18 protein-coding genes and 1 pseudogene are annotated in these 16,059 nt (G+C 71.1%); 3 read left to right on the top strand and 16 right to left on the bottom strand.

Going from position 1 to position 16,059, the window contains the following annotated elements; all coding sequences use genetic code 11:
• Window positions 1–5 precede the first annotated feature (5 nt).
• The 6 genes and pseudogenes from trpC to hisI form a co-directional block, all read right to left on the bottom strand.
• Entirely contained in the window at window positions 6–815 is an 810-nt protein-coding gene (gene trpC / locus ACZ7IB_RS24740) for an indole-3-glycerol phosphate synthase TrpC (protein WP_093894906.1), read from the bottom strand.
• Window positions 816–930: 115 nt separating this feature from the next.
• Window positions 931–1,470, bottom strand: a complete 540-nt coding sequence (locus ACZ7IB_RS24745; RefSeq protein WP_470915747.1) for a DUF2752 domain-containing protein — start codon at window positions 1,468–1,470, stop codon at window positions 931–933.
• A gap of 79 nt (window positions 1,471–1,549) precedes the next feature.
• Entirely contained in the window at window positions 1,550–1,798 is a 249-nt protein-coding gene (locus ACZ7IB_RS24750; protein ID WP_470915986.1) for an HGxxPAAW family protein, read from the bottom strand.
• A gap of 132 nt (window positions 1,799–1,930) precedes the next feature.
• A pseudogene (locus ACZ7IB_RS24755) lies at window positions 1,931–2,587 on the bottom strand (TIGR02234 family membrane protein); the annotation flags it as partial.
• Window positions 2,588–2,601: 14 nt separating this feature from the next.
• Window positions 2,602–4,095, bottom strand: a complete 1,494-nt coding sequence (locus ACZ7IB_RS24760; RefSeq protein WP_470915748.1) for an anthranilate synthase component I — start codon at window positions 4,093–4,095, stop codon at window positions 2,602–2,604.
• An 11-nt stretch (window positions 4,096–4,106) separates the two neighbouring features.
• On the bottom strand, window positions 4,107–4,487 hold the full coding sequence (gene hisI, locus ACZ7IB_RS24765) for a phosphoribosyl-AMP cyclohydrolase (protein ID WP_470915750.1): 381 nt from the start codon (window positions 4,485–4,487) through the stop codon (window positions 4,107–4,109).
• 84 nt (window positions 4,488–4,571) lie between these two features.
• Here hisI and ACZ7IB_RS24770 point away from each other — a divergent pair, with 84 nt between their 5' ends.
• Window positions 4,572–5,204, top strand: a complete 633-nt coding sequence (locus ACZ7IB_RS24770) for a TIGR03085 family metal-binding protein (RefSeq protein WP_470915752.1) — start codon at window positions 4,572–4,574, stop codon at window positions 5,202–5,204.
• Window positions 5,205–5,219: 15 nt separating this feature from the next.
• On the opposite strand, the gene ACZ7IB_RS24775 is transcribed toward ACZ7IB_RS24770, so the two are convergent.
• The 10 genes from ACZ7IB_RS24775 to hisD form a co-directional block, all read right to left on the bottom strand.
• Complete coding sequence (locus ACZ7IB_RS24775; RefSeq protein WP_470915754.1) at window positions 5,220–6,464, bottom strand: MFS transporter; 1,245 nt, start codon at window positions 6,462–6,464, stop codon at window positions 5,220–5,222.
• A 26-nt stretch (window positions 6,465–6,490) separates the two neighbouring features.
• Complete coding sequence (locus tag ACZ7IB_RS24780; RefSeq protein WP_470915756.1) at window positions 6,491–7,078, bottom strand: ArsR/SmtB family transcription factor; 588 nt, start codon at window positions 7,076–7,078, stop codon at window positions 6,491–6,493.
• A 174-nt stretch (window positions 7,079–7,252) separates the two neighbouring features.
• Window positions 7,253–8,008 (bottom strand): imidazole glycerol phosphate synthase subunit HisF, encoded by a 756-nt coding sequence (gene hisF, locus ACZ7IB_RS24785; RefSeq protein WP_470915758.1) that lies wholly within the window; start codon window positions 8,006–8,008, stop codon window positions 7,253–7,255.
• Complete coding sequence (locus ACZ7IB_RS24790) at window positions 8,005–8,403, bottom strand: RidA family protein (RefSeq protein WP_327275742.1); 399 nt, start codon at window positions 8,401–8,403, stop codon at window positions 8,005–8,007. Before ACZ7IB_RS24790 ends, hisF begins: the two co-directional genes overlap by 4 nt.
• A complete protein-coding gene (priA, locus tag ACZ7IB_RS24795; RefSeq protein WP_470915759.1) occupies window positions 8,400–9,125 on the bottom strand; it encodes a bifunctional 1-(5-phosphoribosyl)-5-((5-phosphoribosylamino)methylideneamino)imidazole-4-carboxamide isomerase/phosphoribosylanthranilate isomerase PriA in 726 nt (241 codons plus the stop codon). Before priA ends, ACZ7IB_RS24790 begins: the two co-directional genes overlap by 4 nt.
• Window positions 9,125–9,781, bottom strand: coding sequence for an imidazole glycerol phosphate synthase subunit HisH (gene hisH / locus ACZ7IB_RS24800; protein ID WP_470915760.1), 657 nt, complete (start codon window positions 9,779–9,781; stop codon window positions 9,125–9,127). The genes priA and hisH overlap by 1 nt, the downstream gene beginning before the upstream one ends.
• A gap of 10 nt (window positions 9,782–9,791) precedes the next feature.
• On the bottom strand, window positions 9,792–9,959 hold the full coding sequence (locus ACZ7IB_RS24805) for a hypothetical protein (RefSeq protein ID WP_176740053.1): 168 nt from the start codon (window positions 9,957–9,959) through the stop codon (window positions 9,792–9,794).
• Complete coding sequence (gene hisB, locus ACZ7IB_RS24810) at window positions 9,956–10,558, bottom strand: imidazoleglycerol-phosphate dehydratase HisB (protein WP_389646108.1); 603 nt, start codon at window positions 10,556–10,558, stop codon at window positions 9,956–9,958. Before hisB ends, ACZ7IB_RS24805 begins: the two co-directional genes overlap by 4 nt.
• Window positions 10,555–11,691 carry a histidinol-phosphate transaminase gene (locus ACZ7IB_RS24815; RefSeq protein WP_470915762.1) on the bottom strand — a complete coding sequence of 379 codons (1,137 nt, stop codon included), beginning with the start codon at window positions 11,689–11,691 and terminating at the stop codon, window positions 10,555–10,557. Before ACZ7IB_RS24815 ends, hisB begins: the two co-directional genes overlap by 4 nt.
• Window positions 11,688–13,010, bottom strand: a complete 1,323-nt coding sequence (hisD, locus tag ACZ7IB_RS24820) for a histidinol dehydrogenase (protein WP_470915764.1) — start codon at window positions 13,008–13,010, stop codon at window positions 11,688–11,690. Before hisD ends, ACZ7IB_RS24815 begins: the two co-directional genes overlap by 4 nt.
• 139 nt (window positions 13,011–13,149) lie before the next feature.
• Here hisD and ACZ7IB_RS24825 point away from each other — a divergent pair, with 139 nt between their 5' ends.
• Both ACZ7IB_RS24825 and ACZ7IB_RS24830 read left to right on the top strand, forming a co-directional pair.
• Window positions 13,150–14,751, top strand: a complete 1,602-nt coding sequence (locus tag ACZ7IB_RS24825; protein ID WP_470915766.1) for an oxidoreductase — start codon at window positions 13,150–13,152, stop codon at window positions 14,749–14,751.
• A gap of 280 nt (window positions 14,752–15,031) precedes the next feature.
• Window positions 15,032–16,057 (top strand): hypothetical protein, encoded by a 1,026-nt coding sequence (locus ACZ7IB_RS24830; RefSeq protein ID WP_470915768.1) that lies wholly within the window; start codon window positions 15,032–15,034, stop codon window positions 16,055–16,057.
• The last annotated feature ends 2 nt before the right edge of the window (window positions 16,058–16,059 follow it).

Consider the following 16,059-nt stretch of genomic DNA (forward strand, 5'->3'; position numbering starts at 1 on the left):
TGCGGTCAGCTCCGTCCGTGCCGGAGCGCCGGGTGGGCGCCGGCGGCGACCAGGTCGGCGACGGCGGCCCGCGGGTCGCGTCCGGTGACCAGGGATTCGCCCACGAGCACCGCGTCGGCGCCCGCGTTGGCGTACGCGATCAGGTCGTGCGGGCCGCGGACGCCGGACTCGGCGACCTTGACGATGTGGTTCGGGATCTCGGGGGCGACGCGCTCGAAGGTGGAGCGGTCGACCTTGAGGTCCTTCAGGTTGCGCGCGTTGACACCGATGATCTTCGCTCCGGCGTCCACGGCTCGTTCCGCCTCCTCCTCGTCGTGCGCCTCGACCAGCGGCGTCAGGCCGATGGACTCGGCGCGCTCGATCAGGGAGACGAGGGCCTCCTGGTCGAGGGCGGCGACGATCAGCAGGGCGAGGTCGGCGCCGTAGGCGCGGGCCTCCCAGAGCTGGTACGAGGTGACGATGAAGTCCTTGCGCAGGATCGGGATGTCGACCTTGGCGCGAACGGCCTCCAGGTCGGCGAGGGAACCGCCGAAGCGGCGCTCCTCGGTGAGGACCGAGATGACGGACGCGCCGCCCGCCTCGTAGTCCGCGGCGAGCGCGGCCGGGTCGGCGATCGCGGCAAGTGCCCCCTTGGAGGGGCTTGAGCGCTTGACCTCGCAGATGACGGTCACGCCCTCGCCGCGCAGGGCGGCGACTCCGTCCTTGGCCGCGGGAGCGCGCGCCGCGCGTTCCTTCAGCTCGTCGAGGCTGACACGCGCCTGCCGCTCTGCGAGGTCGGCGCGTACGCCATCGATGATCTCGTCGAGCACACTCACGCGAGCGGCCCCCTTCCGGGACGGTGATGAGGGAACAGGATCAGCCATGTCAATGCTATCCGCAGGAGGCCGAAGGGCCCGAATCCAGTCGCCGAATGTCCCACTACCTGGGCATTCAGGGCGCCAGCGCCGATCCGAACGGCAGATTCCGGACGACTGAGAAGATCAGCAGCACGGCCCCGATCCCCCACCAGACGACGGGCTTCGCGGCGATGCTCATGGGCCTGCCCCGCCAGGCGCGGGCCATCCAGACCACCCAGAGGACGGCGAAGATTCCGTAGCCGACGACGGCGAGCGCATTGGAGCCGAGGGCAGCGGCGATGTCGCCGTGCGCGACGGCGTGGGCGCTGCGCAGCCCGCCGCAGCCCGGGCAGTACAGGCCGGTGAACCGGAGCAGTGGGCAGACCGGGTAGTGGCCCGGCTGATTGGGATCGACGGCACCGACGTAACCGAACGCCCCGACGACGGCGGCCATGACTGCCACCGGGGTGGCGAGCCGCCAAAAACGCGAGACGGGGACCGGAGCCGGAGGGAGGACCGGCGGGGACGGCTGCTGGTCGGGCATCAGCGGGTGTCCGGACATCGGCGGGCGGCAGGGGGCGGGCCGGGAGCCCGGCGCCGACGGTGCGGCGGCTGGAGTAGGCGATGCGTCCACCCGGTGATTGTCCCCGCTGATGCGGAAAGGCGCAGCCCGGGCCGGGCTGCGCCTCGCATTCGTACGGGTGGTGCGTGCGTCAGGAGATCTGAGCCTGTCCGGCCCGCGCCCTGGCCGCGGCCATCTCGGCGGACTCCTTCGGCATGCCGAGGCCGGCGGCCTTCATCGCGAGGCCGACGATCCCGCCGAGGAAGATGACGGCGATACTGGCCCAGAAGCCGACCGGGTTGGCCGCGACCATGAAGACGCCTCCGGCGCAGAAGCCGAAGAAGGAGATGATGACACCGGTCCAGGCGGCCGGGGTGTGTCCGTGGCTGCTGCCCGCCATGAGTTGCTCCTTGTTGGTGATGCGCTGTTGGTATCGCTGTACGCAAAGCTGGTGCCGCTGTTGGTGCCGCTGTGCAGAAAGCTCGGCCTCATTGTCCCGTACGTGCGGGTAGGACGTGAGGTGGGGGGGGCATGCCTCGCGCGTCGGGTCCTCGCCGCGGTCCAGGGCCTTCCACAGGTCCTCGGGCCGGTCCGGGTCCGGGACGGTGCGGGCGGCTTTGCGGGGGCGGGGGGTGCCGTCCCGTTCGTACCGTCCCGACATGGTGGGCCAGAGCTTCCCGTACCGCAGGGCGAGCAGCCCGGCGAGCAGGATCAGCAGGCCGCCGGCTGCGGTGACGTAGGGCCACGCGGTGTGGCTGAGGGCCTCGATGGTCGCCGAGGCGTCGCCGGTGGTCTGCGCGGCCTTCTCGTCGAGCGCCGAGCTGTCGGAGGCGCCGAGGTAGGCGCTCAGTCCGGCGCCGAGGCCGCTGAGGGCGAGGAGCCCGGCGACGATCAGCCGCGCGCCGCTGCGGACGGCGAAGACGGCGACGAGGGCGGCCAGGCCGACGATGGCGAGGGCCGCCGGAAGACCGGTGACGTCCTGGCCGTCGGCGGTCAGCGGCAGGGTGCCGCCACCGACGGCCGCCCGGCCCTCGGCCCACGTCTGGCCGGAGGCGAGCAGGACGACGGTGGCGCCGGCCGCCCCGAGGAGCAGGCCGGCGGCCAGGCTGCGGCGGCTTCCCGCGACGTCGGACGCGGAGGCGGCTCGGGCACGGGGCTGGGGTACGGGGACAGCACTCACGTACCCCACTATCCCTTACCGCCTCATGCTCCGTGGAGCCGGTTGGCCGTATGCACCGCGCGGAGCACTGCGGCGGCCTTGTTGCGGCACTCGGTGTCCTCGGCGACCGGGTCGGAGTCGGCGACGACACCTGCTCCGGCCTGGACATACGCCGTGCCGCCGCGGAGCAGGGCGGTCCGGATCGCGATGGCGGTGTCGGAGTCCCCGGCGAAGTCGAGGTAGCCGACACAGCCTCCGTACAGTCCGCGGCGGGTCGGTTCGAGCTCCTCGATGATCTGCATCGCGCGGGGCTTGGGAGCGCCGGAGAGGGTGCCCGCGGGAAAGCACGCGGTGAGGACGTCGAAGGCGGTGCGGCCCTCGGCGACGCGGCCGGTGACGGTGGAGACGATGTGCATCACGTGCGAGTACCGCTCGATCGACATGAAGTCGACGACCTCGACGCTGCCGGGTTCACAGACCCGCCCCAGGTCGTTGCGGCCGAGGTCGACGAGCATCAGATGCTCGGCGCGTTCCTTCGGGTCGGCGAGGAGTTCGTCGGCGAGCGCCTGGTCCTCCTGCGGGGTGACGCCGCGGTGCCTGGTACCGGCGATCGGGTGGACCATGGCGCGTCCGTCCTCGACCTTGACGAGGGCTTCCGGGCTGGAGCCCGCGACGTCGAAGCCGTCGAAGCGGAAGAGGTACATGTACGGCGACGGGTTGGTGGCACGCAGCACCCGGTAGACGTCCAAGGCGCTTGCCGTGCACGGGGTTTCGAAGCGCTGGGAGGGGACGACCTGGAAGGCCTCGCCGGCCCCGATGCGTTCCTTCACGTCCTCGACCGCGTCCTGGTACGCCTTGCCGCCCCACAGCGCGGTGTACGGGGGGAGCTCGGACGGCGGGAGGGCGGCGGGGGCGTTCTCGACGGGGCGCGAGAGGTCCTGCTCCATGGCGTCGAGACGGGCGACGGCGTCCGCGTACGCCTCGTCGACGCCGGTCGCGAGGTCGTTGTGGTTGATCGCGTTGGCGATCAGCAGGACGCTGCCGTCCCAGTGGTCGAGTACGGCCAGGTCCGAGGTGAGCAGCATGGTCAGCTCGGGTACGTGGAGGTCGTCCTCGACGCTGTCGCCGATCTTCTCCAGGCGGCGCACGATGTCGTAACCCAGATAGCCGACCATGCCGCCGGTGAACGGGGGCAGCCCGTCGTCGACGACCAGGTCGTGGGGGGTGTGCAGGGTCTCGATGGTGGCGCGCAGGGCCTGCAGCGGGTCGCCGTCGACGGGGACGCCGACGGGCGGGGTGCCCAGCCAGTGGGCCTGTCCGTCGCGGGCGGTGAGGGTGGCGGCGCTGCGTACCCCGATGAAGGAGTAGCGCGACCAGGTGCGGCCGTTCTCCGCGGATTCGAGGAGGAAGGTGCCGGTGCGCTCGCCCGCGAGTTTGCGGTAGAGCCCGACCGGGGTGTCGCCGTCCGCGAGGAGCCGGCGGCTGACGGGGATGACGCGCCGGTCGACGGCCAGCTTGCGGAAGGTATCGAGATCCATGACGGCTGACCCTACTGAGCGAGCGGGAGGACGTCTGCGTCGAAGCAGGTGCGGTCGCCGGTGTGGCAGGCGGCACCCGTCTGGTCGACCTTGACGAGGACGGTGTCGGCGTCGCAGTCGAGGGCGACGGACTTGACCTGCTGGATGTGGCCCGAGGTGTCGCCCTTGACCCAGTACTCCCGACGGCTGCGGGACCAGTAGGTGCAGCGGCCGGTGGTGAGGGTGCGGTGCAGGGCCTCGTCGTCCATCCAGCCGAGCATCAGCACCTCACCGGTGTCGTACTGCTGGGCGATCGCCGGGACGAGGCCGTCGGCACCGCGCTTGAGGCGGGCCGCGATGGCCGGATCGAGGTTGCCGGACGGCGGAGTGCTGGGCGTGGGCGCGCTGGTCATGCGCCCATTGTGCCGTGGCCGCGGGAGCGGTTCTGTGCAGCGTCCACTGGGCGGACCGCGTGCGGCGGTCGTACGCTGGCGAGCATGTCGACCCATGCGAAGCGTGAACGACTTCTGTTCGCCGACCTGTTGGAGGCGGCGGGACCGGAAGCCCCGACCCTGTGCCACGGCTGGACGACCCGGGACCTGGCCGCCCATGTGGTGGTCCGCGAGCGCCGCCCGGACGCGGCGGGCGGGGTGGTGCTGGGCGTGCTGAAGAACCGCCTCGAACGGGTGCAGGCGGAGTACGCGGCGAAGCCGTACGAGGAGCTGATCCAGCTGATCCGTACCGGACCACCGCGGATGTCCCCGTTCGGCCTGAAGCAGATCGACGAGGCCGCCAACACCGTCGAGTTCTACGTCCACGCCGAGGATGTGCGCCGGGCCCAGCCGGACTGGTCGCGGCGGGAGCTGGACCCGGTCTTCGCCGATGTGCTCTGGTCGCGCGCCGAGAAGACGGCCCGGCTGCTGGGCCGCAAATCCCCGGTGGGGCTGGTGCTGCGCCGCCCGGACGGCCAGACGGCGGTGGCACACAAGGGCACCCCGGTGGTGACGGTCACCGGCGAGCCCGGCGAGCTGCTGCTCTTCGCGTTCGGCCGGCAGGACGCGGCGACGGTGGACCTCGAGGGCGGCAAGGAGGCGGTGGCCCGGCTGCACACGGCGGAGCTGGGGATGTAGGCGTACAGGGACGGGTCAGCGCGGGAGTTCAGCGCGGCGCAGCCGGGTGAAGGCCAGACCGGCCGTCGCCCCCGCCGCGCACACCGCGGCGCTGGCGACGAACACCGGGCCCGTCCCCCATACGGCGACGGCGGCTCCCGCGACCGGGTAGCTGAGCGGTGCGATCGCGTGGGTGAAGAGCGTCGAGACCGAGGTGACCCGGCCCAGGTAGGCGGGGTCGGTGACGGTCTGGGTCAGGGCGCCGCACAGGGAGCCGCCGAGGCCGGCGAAGAGCCCGATGCAGACGGCGACGGCAGCGGCGAGGCCCACCGAGGGGACGTAGGCGAGTGCCCCGATGGCCACCGCGCCCACCAGTACGGTCAGACACATCACGAGACCGGCCCGTGGCACCCGGCCGCGCACGGCGAGCAGCAGGGCCGACGCACCGGCGCCGATCCCGAACGCGGCGACGACCCAGCCCATCCCGGAAGCGCCCCAGCCGCGCTCACGGACGAGCAGGATCAGTCCGAGGTTGAGCGGCCCCGCGAAGCCCAGTTCGCTGAGGGCGACGGTGAGCATCAGCGGTCCGAGCACCGGGTGACGGCGGATGTGACGCAGCCCGTCGGTCAGATCGTGCCAGGCGGTACCGGAGGGTTCGGCAGTCTCCTGGGCGGGTGACGGACTGATCCGCAGGGACAGGAGCAGCGGCAGCGATACGGCGAAGAGCACCCCGGCCGCGGCGAACGCGAGCCTCGGGCCGCCGACGGCCACCGCGACGCCGCCGAGCGGGGCTCCGACGACATTGGCGGTACGGGAGGCGAGTCCGCGGAGCCCCTGGACTCGGGCCAGCTGTCCGGAGGCGGTGATCCGGGGCGGCAGGGCGCCGACGGCGGGCAGGAAGAGGGCGTCGACCACGCCGAAGACGAGCGCGACGGCGATCAGCATCCATACGGCGGGCGAGGTGAGCAGCAGCGCGCCCGCCAGGCCCAGCACGACCAGGCAGCGGGCGGCGTCGCTGCCGATGACGACGCGGCGCGGTCCGATCCGGTCGGCGAGCACTCCCCCGCCGAGCATCAGTAAGGCCCTGGGTATGGAGCCGACGGCGAGCACGAGTCCGGTCTGGGAGGCGCTGCCGGTGCGGGCGGCGGCCCAGGCGAGCGCCATGTAGTAGACGCTGTCGCCGATCATCGAAGCGGTGTAGGCACCGAGCCAGCGCAGGACGTTGCCGTCGCGGTGGGCGGGGCGTTCGGGAGCTTTCGTGGCCGTGACGGTGACGGTCATGAGGGTCGTCCTCTCGGGGCGCCGGCTCAGGTTCGGAACGGGAATCCGTACAGGTGCATGGCGACGTTCTCGCGCCCCTCCGTGTCGCCCGCTTCGTCGCGGGCACGTCCGAGCTCCTCGTACCGGTCGATCAGCTCGTGCACCTCGCGGCTGAGCGCGGCGAGTTCCTCGGCGGTGAGCCGGGCCAGGTACTCGGAGCCGGAGGAGGCGCTGCGCCACTCGGGTGACCAGCTCTGGGCCGAGTCGAGGTAGCGGAGGTACAGCTCGCTGCGCTGGTCGAAGGAGAGCCGGCCGACAGCGGTGTGCGTGGCGACCTTCTCGGGTGCGTCGCTGAAGTCCTCGTCACGGAAGCTCAGCCCCTTCGAGGCGGGCTGCCACCAGCGCTCGCGGCCGTCCTTGCCCTGCTGCTCGGCCTCCTCGATCAGACCGTGGTCGGCGAGCTTGCGCAGGTGGTAACTGACCAGCGAGACCTGCTCGTCGACCTGCTCGGCGAGCTGGGAGGCGGTGGCCTTACGGGTGATGTAGAGCGCCCGGTAGAGCTTCATCCGCAGCGGGTGCCCGAACGCCTTCAGGGTCTCCAGATCCGAGATCCGGCGCGATTCATTGCTTGCCATGCCTCCCACCGTAGATAGGAAAAGAAACTTGCGCAATCTTTATTGCGCAATAAAAGCTGCGGAGTTCCCGGTGACGATGTCGCCACGATCGGAGAGAGGAGACGGCCCTCGAAACGGCGATCGCCGGACGGAGCCGAAAAATCGGCTCCGCCCGGCGATCGATGACTGCTGCGGTCAGCGGACCGGGTGTCCGGCCTCCCTGAGCGCGCCCTTGACCTCGGAGATCCGCAGATCACCGAAGTGGAAGACGGACGCGGCGAGCACCGCGTCGGCGCCCGCCGCGATGGCCGGCGCGAAGTCTTCGAGCCGGCCCGCGCCGCCGGAGGCGATGACGGGGACGGTCACGTGCTCCCGTACCGCCGCGATCATCTCGGTGTCGTAGCCGTCCTTGGTGCCGTCCGCGTCCATCGAGTTGAGCAGGATCTCGCCCGCGCCCAGCTCGGCGGCCCGGTGCGCCCATTCGACGGCGTCCATGCCGGTGCCCCTGCGGCCGCCGTGCGTGGTGACCTCGAAGGTGCCCGCGGGCGTGCGCCGGGCGTCCACGGAGAGCACCAGGACCTGACGGCCGAAGCGCTCGGCGATCTCCCGGATGAGGTCCGGGCGGGCGATGGCCGCGGTGTTGACGCCGACCTTGTCCGCACCGGCCCGCAGCAGCTTGTCGACATCGTCGGCGGTACGGACGCCGCCGCCGACCGTGAGCGGGATGAAGACCTGCTCGGCGGTGCGGCGCACCACGTCGTAGGTGGTCTCCCGGTCGCCGCTGGACGCGGTGATGTCCAGGAAGGTCAGCTCGTCGGCGCCCTCGGCGTCGTACAGCTTCGCCATCTCGACCGGGTCGCCCGCGTCGCGCAGGTTCTGGAAGTTGACGCCCTTGACGACCCGGCCGTTGGCGACGTCCAGGCACGGAATGACGCGTACCGCGAGGGTCATCGCGCACCTGCCCGGTATGCCTCGACCTCGACCTCGACGACCAGGCTCGGGTCCACGAAACCGGACACGATGATCATCGACGCCGCGGGGCGGACGTCGTCGAAGAGCTCCTTGTGGGCGCGGCCGACCTCGTCCACGTCCCGGGCGTGCGTGATGTACATCCGGGTGCGGACGACGTCCTCGCGGCCCAGACCGAGCTGCTTCAGGGCGTCGAAGGCGACCTTGAAGGAGGTGACGGTCTGCTCGTACGGGCCGCCCGCGGAGATCTGCCCGTTCTCCACCGACGTGCAGCCGGCCACCAGGACGAGGCCGTTCGGCAGCTCGACCGCGCGGGAGTAGCCGAACTTGTCCTCCCAGGGGGCGCCGGAGGAGATGCGGTTGACGGAGTCGCTCATCCGGAGACCACCCGCAGTGCTTCTTCGAGGGTGAACGCCTTGGCGTACAGCGCCTTGCCGACGATCGCGCCCTCGACGCCGTCCGGGACGAGCGAGGAGATGGCCCGCAGGTCGTCCAGCGAGGAGACGCCGCCCGAGGCGACGACGGGCTTGTCGGTGGCGGCGCAGACGTTCTTCAGGAGCTCCAGGTTGGGGCCTTGGAGCGTGCCGTCCTTGGCGATGTCGGTGACGACGTAGCGGGCGCAGCCCTCGGAGTCGAGGCGGGCGAGCGTCTCGTAGAGGTCACCGCCGTCGCGGGTCCAGCCGCGGCCGCGGAGTGTCGTGCCGCGGACATCGAGGCCGACGGCGATCTTGTCACCGTGTTCGGCGATGACCTTGGCGACCCACTGAGGGGTCTCCAGGGCGGCGGTGCCGAGGTTGACCCGAGTGCAGCCGGTGGCGAGAGCCGCTGCGAGCGAGGCGTCGTCGCGGATGCCGCCGGAGAGCTCGACCTTGATGTCCATGGAGCGGGCGACCTCGGCGATCTGCGCCCGGTTGTCACCGGTGCCGAACGCGGCGTCCAGGTCGACCAGGTGCAGCCATTCGGCGCCCGCCTGCTGCCAGGCGAGGGCGGCCTGCAGGGGGTCACCGTAGGAGGTCTCGGAGCCGGACTCACCGTGGACGAGGCGGACGGCCTGGCCGTCGCGTACGTCGACGGCGGGGAGGAGTTCAAGCTTCGGCATTACAGCGTCTCGATCCAGTTGGTCAGCAGCTGGGCGCCGGCATCGCCGGACTTCTCGGGGTGGAACTGGGTGGCCCACAGGGCGCCGTTCTCCACGGCCGCGACGAACGGCTCGCCGTGGGTGGCCCAGGTGACCCGGGGCGCGCGGATCTTGGCGTTGGTGACCTCCAGGCTCCAGTCGTGCACGGCGTAGGAGTGCACGAAGTAGAACCGGGCCTCGGGGTCGAGACCTGCGAAGAGCTGGGAGTCCTCGGGGGACCGCACGGTGTTCCAGCCCATGTGCGGGACGATCGGGGCCTTCAGCGGGGCGACGGTGCCGGGCCATTCGTCCAGCCCCTCCGTCTCCACGCCGTGCTCGATGCCGCGCTCGAAGAGGATCTGCATACCGACGCAGATGCCCATGACGGGGCGTCCGCCGGAGAGCCTGCGGCCGATGATCCATTCACCGCGGGCCTTCTTCAGCCCTTCCATGCAGGCGGAGAACGCACCGACGCCGGGCACCAGCAGCCCGTCGGCGTTCATCGCCTTCTCGTAGTCGCGGGTGATCTCGACATCCGCGCCGACGTGGGCGAGGGCCCGCTCGGCGGACCGGACATTGCCGAAGCCGTAGTCGAAGACGACTACCTTCTTCTTGCCGCTCTTCTTCTTGTCGCTCACAAGTCGTACCTCAGTCCCAGAGTCCCTGGATCCGCATGACGCCTGCTACCAGGCACATCACGGACGCGAGCCCGAGCAGGACGATGACGCCCTTGGGCATCTTCTGCTTCGAGAAGGAGTAGACCCCGCCGGCCAGGAACAGGCCGACCAGGATCAGGATGGTGTTGAGGCCGGTCACAGTGCGCCCTTCGTGGAGGGAAGAATCCCGGCGGCGCGCGGGTCGTGCTCACTGGCGTAGCGCAGGGCGCGGGCGAGCGCCTTGAACTGGCACTCCACGATGTGGTGGGCATTGCGCCCGTACGGCACGTGGACGTGCAGGGCGATCTGCGCCTGGGCGACGAAGGACTCCAGTATGTGCCGGGTCATCGTCGTGTCGTACTCGCCGATCATGGGCGCCATGTTCTCGGGCTCGGTGTGCACGAGGTACGGGCGTCCGGACAGGTCGACGGTGACCTGGGCCAGCGACTCGTCCAGCGGGACGGTGCAGTTGCCGAAACGGTAGATGCCGACCTTGTCGCCGAGGGCCTGCTTGAACGCGGCACCCAGGGCGAGGGCGGTGTCCTCGATGGTGTGGTGCGAGTCGATGTGCAGGTCGCCGTCGGTCTTGACCGTGAGGTCGAAGAGTCCGTGCCGGCCGAGCTGGTCGAGCATGTGGTCGTAGAAGCCGACCCCGGTCGACACGTCGACCTTGCCGGTGCCGTCAAGGTTGATCTCGACGAGTACCGAGGTTTCCTTGGTGGTGCGTTCGACTCTTCCTACGCGGGCCGCGCGAGTCATGCGTCGTGCTCCTTCTTGGCGATCTCATTTACAAGCGTGCGTACCGCATCGAGGAACGCGTCGTTCTCTGCCGGGGTGCCCGCGGAGACCCGCAGCCATCCCGGTACGCCGTTGTCCCGGACCAGGACGCCCCGGTCGAGGATCTGCTGCCAGGCGGTGTGGCTGTCGGCGAAGCGGCCGAACTGGACGAAGTTGGCGTCCGAGTCGGTGACGTCGTAGCCGAGAGCGCGCAGCCGGGTGACGATCCGGTCGCGCTCGCTCTTCAGCTGCGCGACGTATCCGAGCAGCGTATCCGTGTGCTCCAGGGCCGCGAGCGCGGTGGCCTGGGTGATGGAGGACAGGTGGTACGGCAGGCGCACCAGCTGGACCGCGTCGACGACGGCCGGGTCGGCGGCGAGGTAGCCGAGGCGCAGTCCGGCGGCGCCGAACGCCTTCGACATCGTGCGCGAGAGCACCATGTGCGGCCGGCCCTCGATCAGCGGGAGCAGCGAGGCGTGGTGGCTGAACTCGCCGTACGCCTCGTCGACGACGACCATCGACGGCTTGGCCGCCTGGGCGGCCTCGTACAGCGCGAGTACGGTCTCGGCGTCGACGGCGGTGCCGGTGGGGTTGTTGGGCGAGGTGATGAAGACGACGTCGGGCCGGTGCTCGGCGATGGTCTTCCGGGCGGCCTCGACGTCGATGGTGAAGTCCTCGTTGCGCGGTCCGGAGATCCAGCCGGTGCCGGTGGAGCGGGCGATGAGGGCGTGCATGGAGTACGAGGGCTCGAAGCCGATCGCGGTGCGCCCCGGGCCGCCGAAGGTCTGCAGCAATTGCTGGAGCACTTCGTTGGAGCCGTTGGCCGCCCAGACGTTGGCGAGGCCGACCTCGTGCCCGGCGGTGCGGCTGAGGTAGCGGGCCAGCTCCGTACGGAGCTCGACGGCGTCCCGGTCGGGGTAGCGGTTGAGGTCGCGGGCGGCCTCGCGGACGCGCTCGGCGATCCGGTCTACGAGCGCCTCGGGCAGCGGGTACGGGTTCTCGTTGGTGTTCAGCCGCACGGGTACGTCGAGCTGCGGCGCCCCGTACGGGGACTTGCCGCGCAGTTCGTCGCGGACCGGAAGATCGTCCATGCGGGTGGTGTTGCTGTGCGTCACTGCTGCGGAACCTCTCCGCCGAACCTGGCCTTGAGCGCGGCGCCGTGGGCGGGAAGGTCCTCCGCCTCGGCGAGGGTCACGACATGGTGGGTGACCTCGGCGAGCGCATCGCGCGTGTAGTCGACGATGTGGATGCCGCGCAGGAAGGACTGCACGGACAGGCCCGAGGAGTGGCAGGCGCAGCCGCCCGTCGGCAGGACGTGGTTGGAGCCCGCGCAGTAGTCGCCGAGCGAGACCGGGGCCCACGGGCCGACGAAGATCGCCCCGGCGTTGCGGACCCGGTCGGCGAGCGCGGCGGCGTCGGCGGTCTGGATCTCCAGGTGCTCGGCGGCGTACGCGTCGACGACCTCGAGGCCGTCCTCCAGGTCGTTGACCAGGACGATCGCGGACTGGCGGCCGGCCAGCGCGGGCTCGATCCGGTCGGTGACGTGCTTCGTCGCCGCGACCTGCGGCTTCAGCTCGGCCTCGGTGGCTGCGGCCAGTTCCTCGGAGTCGGTGACGAGGACGGCGGCGGCCATCGGGTCGTGTTCGGCCTGGCTGATCAGGTCGGCGGCGACGTGCACCGGGTCGGCGGTGGAGTCGGCGAGGATCGCGATCTCGGTGGGGCCCGCCTCGGCGTCGATGCCGATCCGGCCCTTGAGGAGGCGCTTGGCGGCGGCGACATAGATGTTGCCGGGGCCGGTGACGAGGTTCACCGGAAGACATTCGGCCGTTCCGTACGCGAACATCGCGATGGCCTGGGCGCCGCCGGCCGCGTAAACCTCGTCGACGCCGAGCAGGGCGCAGGCGGCGAGGATCGTCGGGTGCGGCAGACCGTCGAAGTCCTTCTGTGGCGGGGACGCGACGGCGATGCCCTCGACGCCCGCCTCCTGGGCCGGTACGACGTTCATGACGACGGAGGACGGGTAGACGGAGCGCCCGCCCGGTACGTACAGCCCGACGCGCTCGACCGGCACCCACTTCTCGGTGACGGTGCCGCCGGGGACGACCTGGGTGGTGTGCGTGGTGCGGCGCTGCTCGCGGTGGACGAGACGGCCGCGGCGGATCGACTCCTCCAGGGCGGCCCGTACGGCGGGGTCGAGCCGCTCCAGTGCCTCGGCGATCGCCGCGGCCGGGACGCGGATCGAGTCGATCCGTACGCCGTCGAATTTCTCCCCCCACTCGATCACTGCCGCCGAGCCACGATGGCGTACGTCCTCGCAGATGGGCCGCACCGTCTCCAGGGCGGCCTCCACGTCGAACTCGGCACGGGGCAGCAGGTCGCGCAGGGCTCCACCCTCGGGGAGGGCGTTGCCGCGCAGATCGATTCGAGAGATCACACCGCAATTCTCTCAGACCGACTCCGGCGTCCGGTCGCCCGTATCACTGGCTGATACATGTCCCGGCCGTCACTGCTGACCAATTGCGTTCACTTCGTCACACAGAGGGAAGAACAGCTCCGAGCGGAAAGGGGCACCCGTGACCGAACCGCACGACGGCGATTTTCCGGACGGTCTCAGCGCGGCCGAGCTGGGCATGTGGCAGGCCTTCCGGAACGGCAGCACCTACGATCTGCGCGCCCGCGACCCGGCGCGGGACGATCCGTTCGCGCCGCGCACCTGGGGGCCGGAGCGCAGTGTGGACGGGCGCGTCGTCGCCCGGCTGCTGCTGTCCGGGCCACCGCCGCGGCCCGGCCGGGTCGCGGCGCTGAAGCTCCGGGGTGTACGGATCACCGGGACGCTGGATCTCGCGGGCGGGCGCGTCGCGCCGTACGTCGAGCTGACCGGCTGCCGCTTCGAGAGCGAGGTGGTGCTGCCCGAATGCCATTTCACGACGTTGCGGATGGTCGGCTGCGCGATGCCGCGACTGGAGGCGGCCCGGCTGCGCACCGAGGGCGATCTGCATCTGCCGCGCTGCCGCATCAAGCGCGGGATCCGGCTCACCGACGCACAGATCGGCACCGATCTGCTGATCAACCAGATCGAGATCGGCCCCGACCGGGGCGGCCGAGCCCTGGCCGGTGACGGACTGGCGGTCGCCCAGGACCTGCAGGCGGAGATGGTCGAGGCGCGCGGCGAACTGAGCCTGCGCGGGGCGAAGGTCGGCGGTTCGCTGAGTCTGCGCGGCAGCCGGCTGCGGGGCAGGGAGGGGCGGCGCGCACTGAACGCCCCTCAGCTGACCGTGGAGCGGACGCTGTACATGAGCGAGGCGTGGGTGAGCATCGACACCGGGAACCAGGGCACCACTCCCCCGTACGGCATCGTCATGGCGCCGACCCCGGCGCGCGGTACGCGTTCGCAGATCTTCGAGTGCCGCGGCGGGGTACGCCTGGACGACGGACGGTTCGGCGACGCGGTCGATCTGCACAAGGCACGGTTCGTTCTGGCCAGGCACGAGGAGCTGTCGCTGCGCCGGATCATCACCCCGGAACTGCGTTTCAACGCGGAACGGCCGGAGGAGGGCCGGGTCGTGCTGAACGGCGCGAAGGTCGTCACGCTGATCGATGTGTCGACCAGCTGGCCGGGGCCCGGCGGTCTGGCGATGGGCGGTTTCGTGTACGAGAACCTCGTCCCGTACGGGCACTTCCCGCTCTCCCGGCGCCTGGAGTGGGTGGCGGCGGCAACCCCGGAGTACGTACCGGAGCCGTACGAACGCCTCGCCACGGTGCTGCGCAACTGCGGGGAGGACGCGGATGCCCGCGAGGTGCTGCTGGCCAAGCAGCGGCGGCGCCGCGAGACGCTGCCGCCCGCCGCGAAGCTCTGGGGCTTCCTCCAGGACTGGACGGTGGCGTACGGCTACCGGCCGGGGCGGGCCGCGGTGTGGATGGCGGTGCTGTGGGCGGCGGGTGCGCTGGCCTTCTCCCAGCACGTCCCGGCGGCGATCAAACAGGATGAGCATCCGCAGTGGAATCCGGCGCTCTACGCACTCGATCTGCTGGTGCCGGTCATCAATCTCGGCCAGGACGGCTACTGGCGTATGGAGGACGGCTGGCAGTGGGCGGCGGCCGTGCTCGTCCTGCTGGGTTGGATACTGGCCACGACGGTCGCGGCGGGCGCCTCAAGGCTGCTGCGCCGGGGCTGACCGGAAACCGGCCACGGCCGGCCGGACGACCGACCGTCCGACCGGCCGAAGCCCTTCTGCGCAGTGGCCGCGGCGGTGGCCGGAGGCCGTGGTCGAACGATCTGCCGAGCGACGGCCGAAGTGTCGGAGACCGATGGCCGGATCAGTGGAAACAAGCCAGATTCCCCGCTTTCCTTTACTTTTTATTGACCCAGCTCGATACAACCCATCCACTCGGCACCAAAGCTTCACAGCACCCCCCTGGCGCCGTCCCGACCAGCGCTTTTCAATGGTCTGCACCATGCCATTCCTTCGCGCTCTGCTCCGTACCGCGCGCACGATCCGGCGCTCCCCCCAGGGGTCCGCCGGACTGCCCGCGGACGACGCGGTGCTGCTCGACGCCCCCGACGAACGGCTCTCCCCGGCGCTTGTCGCCGCCGCCCTCGGGGAGTACGAACCGGCCGCGAAACTCCTCGCCACCACCCGGGACGGCGCCGAGTGGGAGAACCGGGACCGCTACCTGGGCCGGCTCGCCACGTTCGCCCGCAACCGCGACGGCTGGCTGACCGACTGGCTCGCCGCCGCACCGCACGACCCGGACGCGCTGCTCGTCAAGGCCGAGCTGGCGGTCCGCCGGGCCTGGGAGTCGCCCGTCCGGGCAGAGCAGCTGCGCGAAGTGGGACCGCTGATCACCGCGGCGGCCGAGAGCGACCCCCGCGACCCGGTGCCGTGGCGGCTCGCGCTCGACCATGCGCGCGGCACCCATGCCACGCACACCATGTTCGAGGCGCTGTGGGAGCAGGCGATCCAGCGCTCCTCGCACCACTACGGCTGCCATGTCGCGGCGCTGCGGTACCTCTCCGCCGCGTGGTACGGCTCGCACCGCGAGTGCTTCGACTTCGCCGAGCGGGCCGCCGAGGACTCACTGCCCAGCTCGCTGGTGCAGGCGCTGCCGCTGCGGGCCGCCTTCGCCCTGCTGATCGAGGGGCCGGACCTACGAACCACCTCGGTGCAGGAGGAACGGATCGACGCGGCCGCGGATCTGGCGATCGCGCTGTCCGCCTCGTTCGCGCCCGGCGATCCCTGGCCCGCCGAGGTCCGCAACCTGCTGACATACGTGCTGGTCGCGCGGGGCCGCTGGGGCGAGGCGCTGGAACAGTTCCGGCAGATCGGACTCCATGCGGCGTCGTTCCCGTGGTCGTCGGTCTCCGACGATCCGCTCGGCCGGTTCCTCGACGCGAGGGACGAGGCGCGGCTCCGGGTGGCCTGTGCGACGCCCTTGTCGGGCCGGGCCGATCGTGGTCGGCCCCGCGGCCATTACGCTTGACC

It is taken from the genome of Streptomyces sp. NPDC037301 (genome assembly GCF_055602785.1).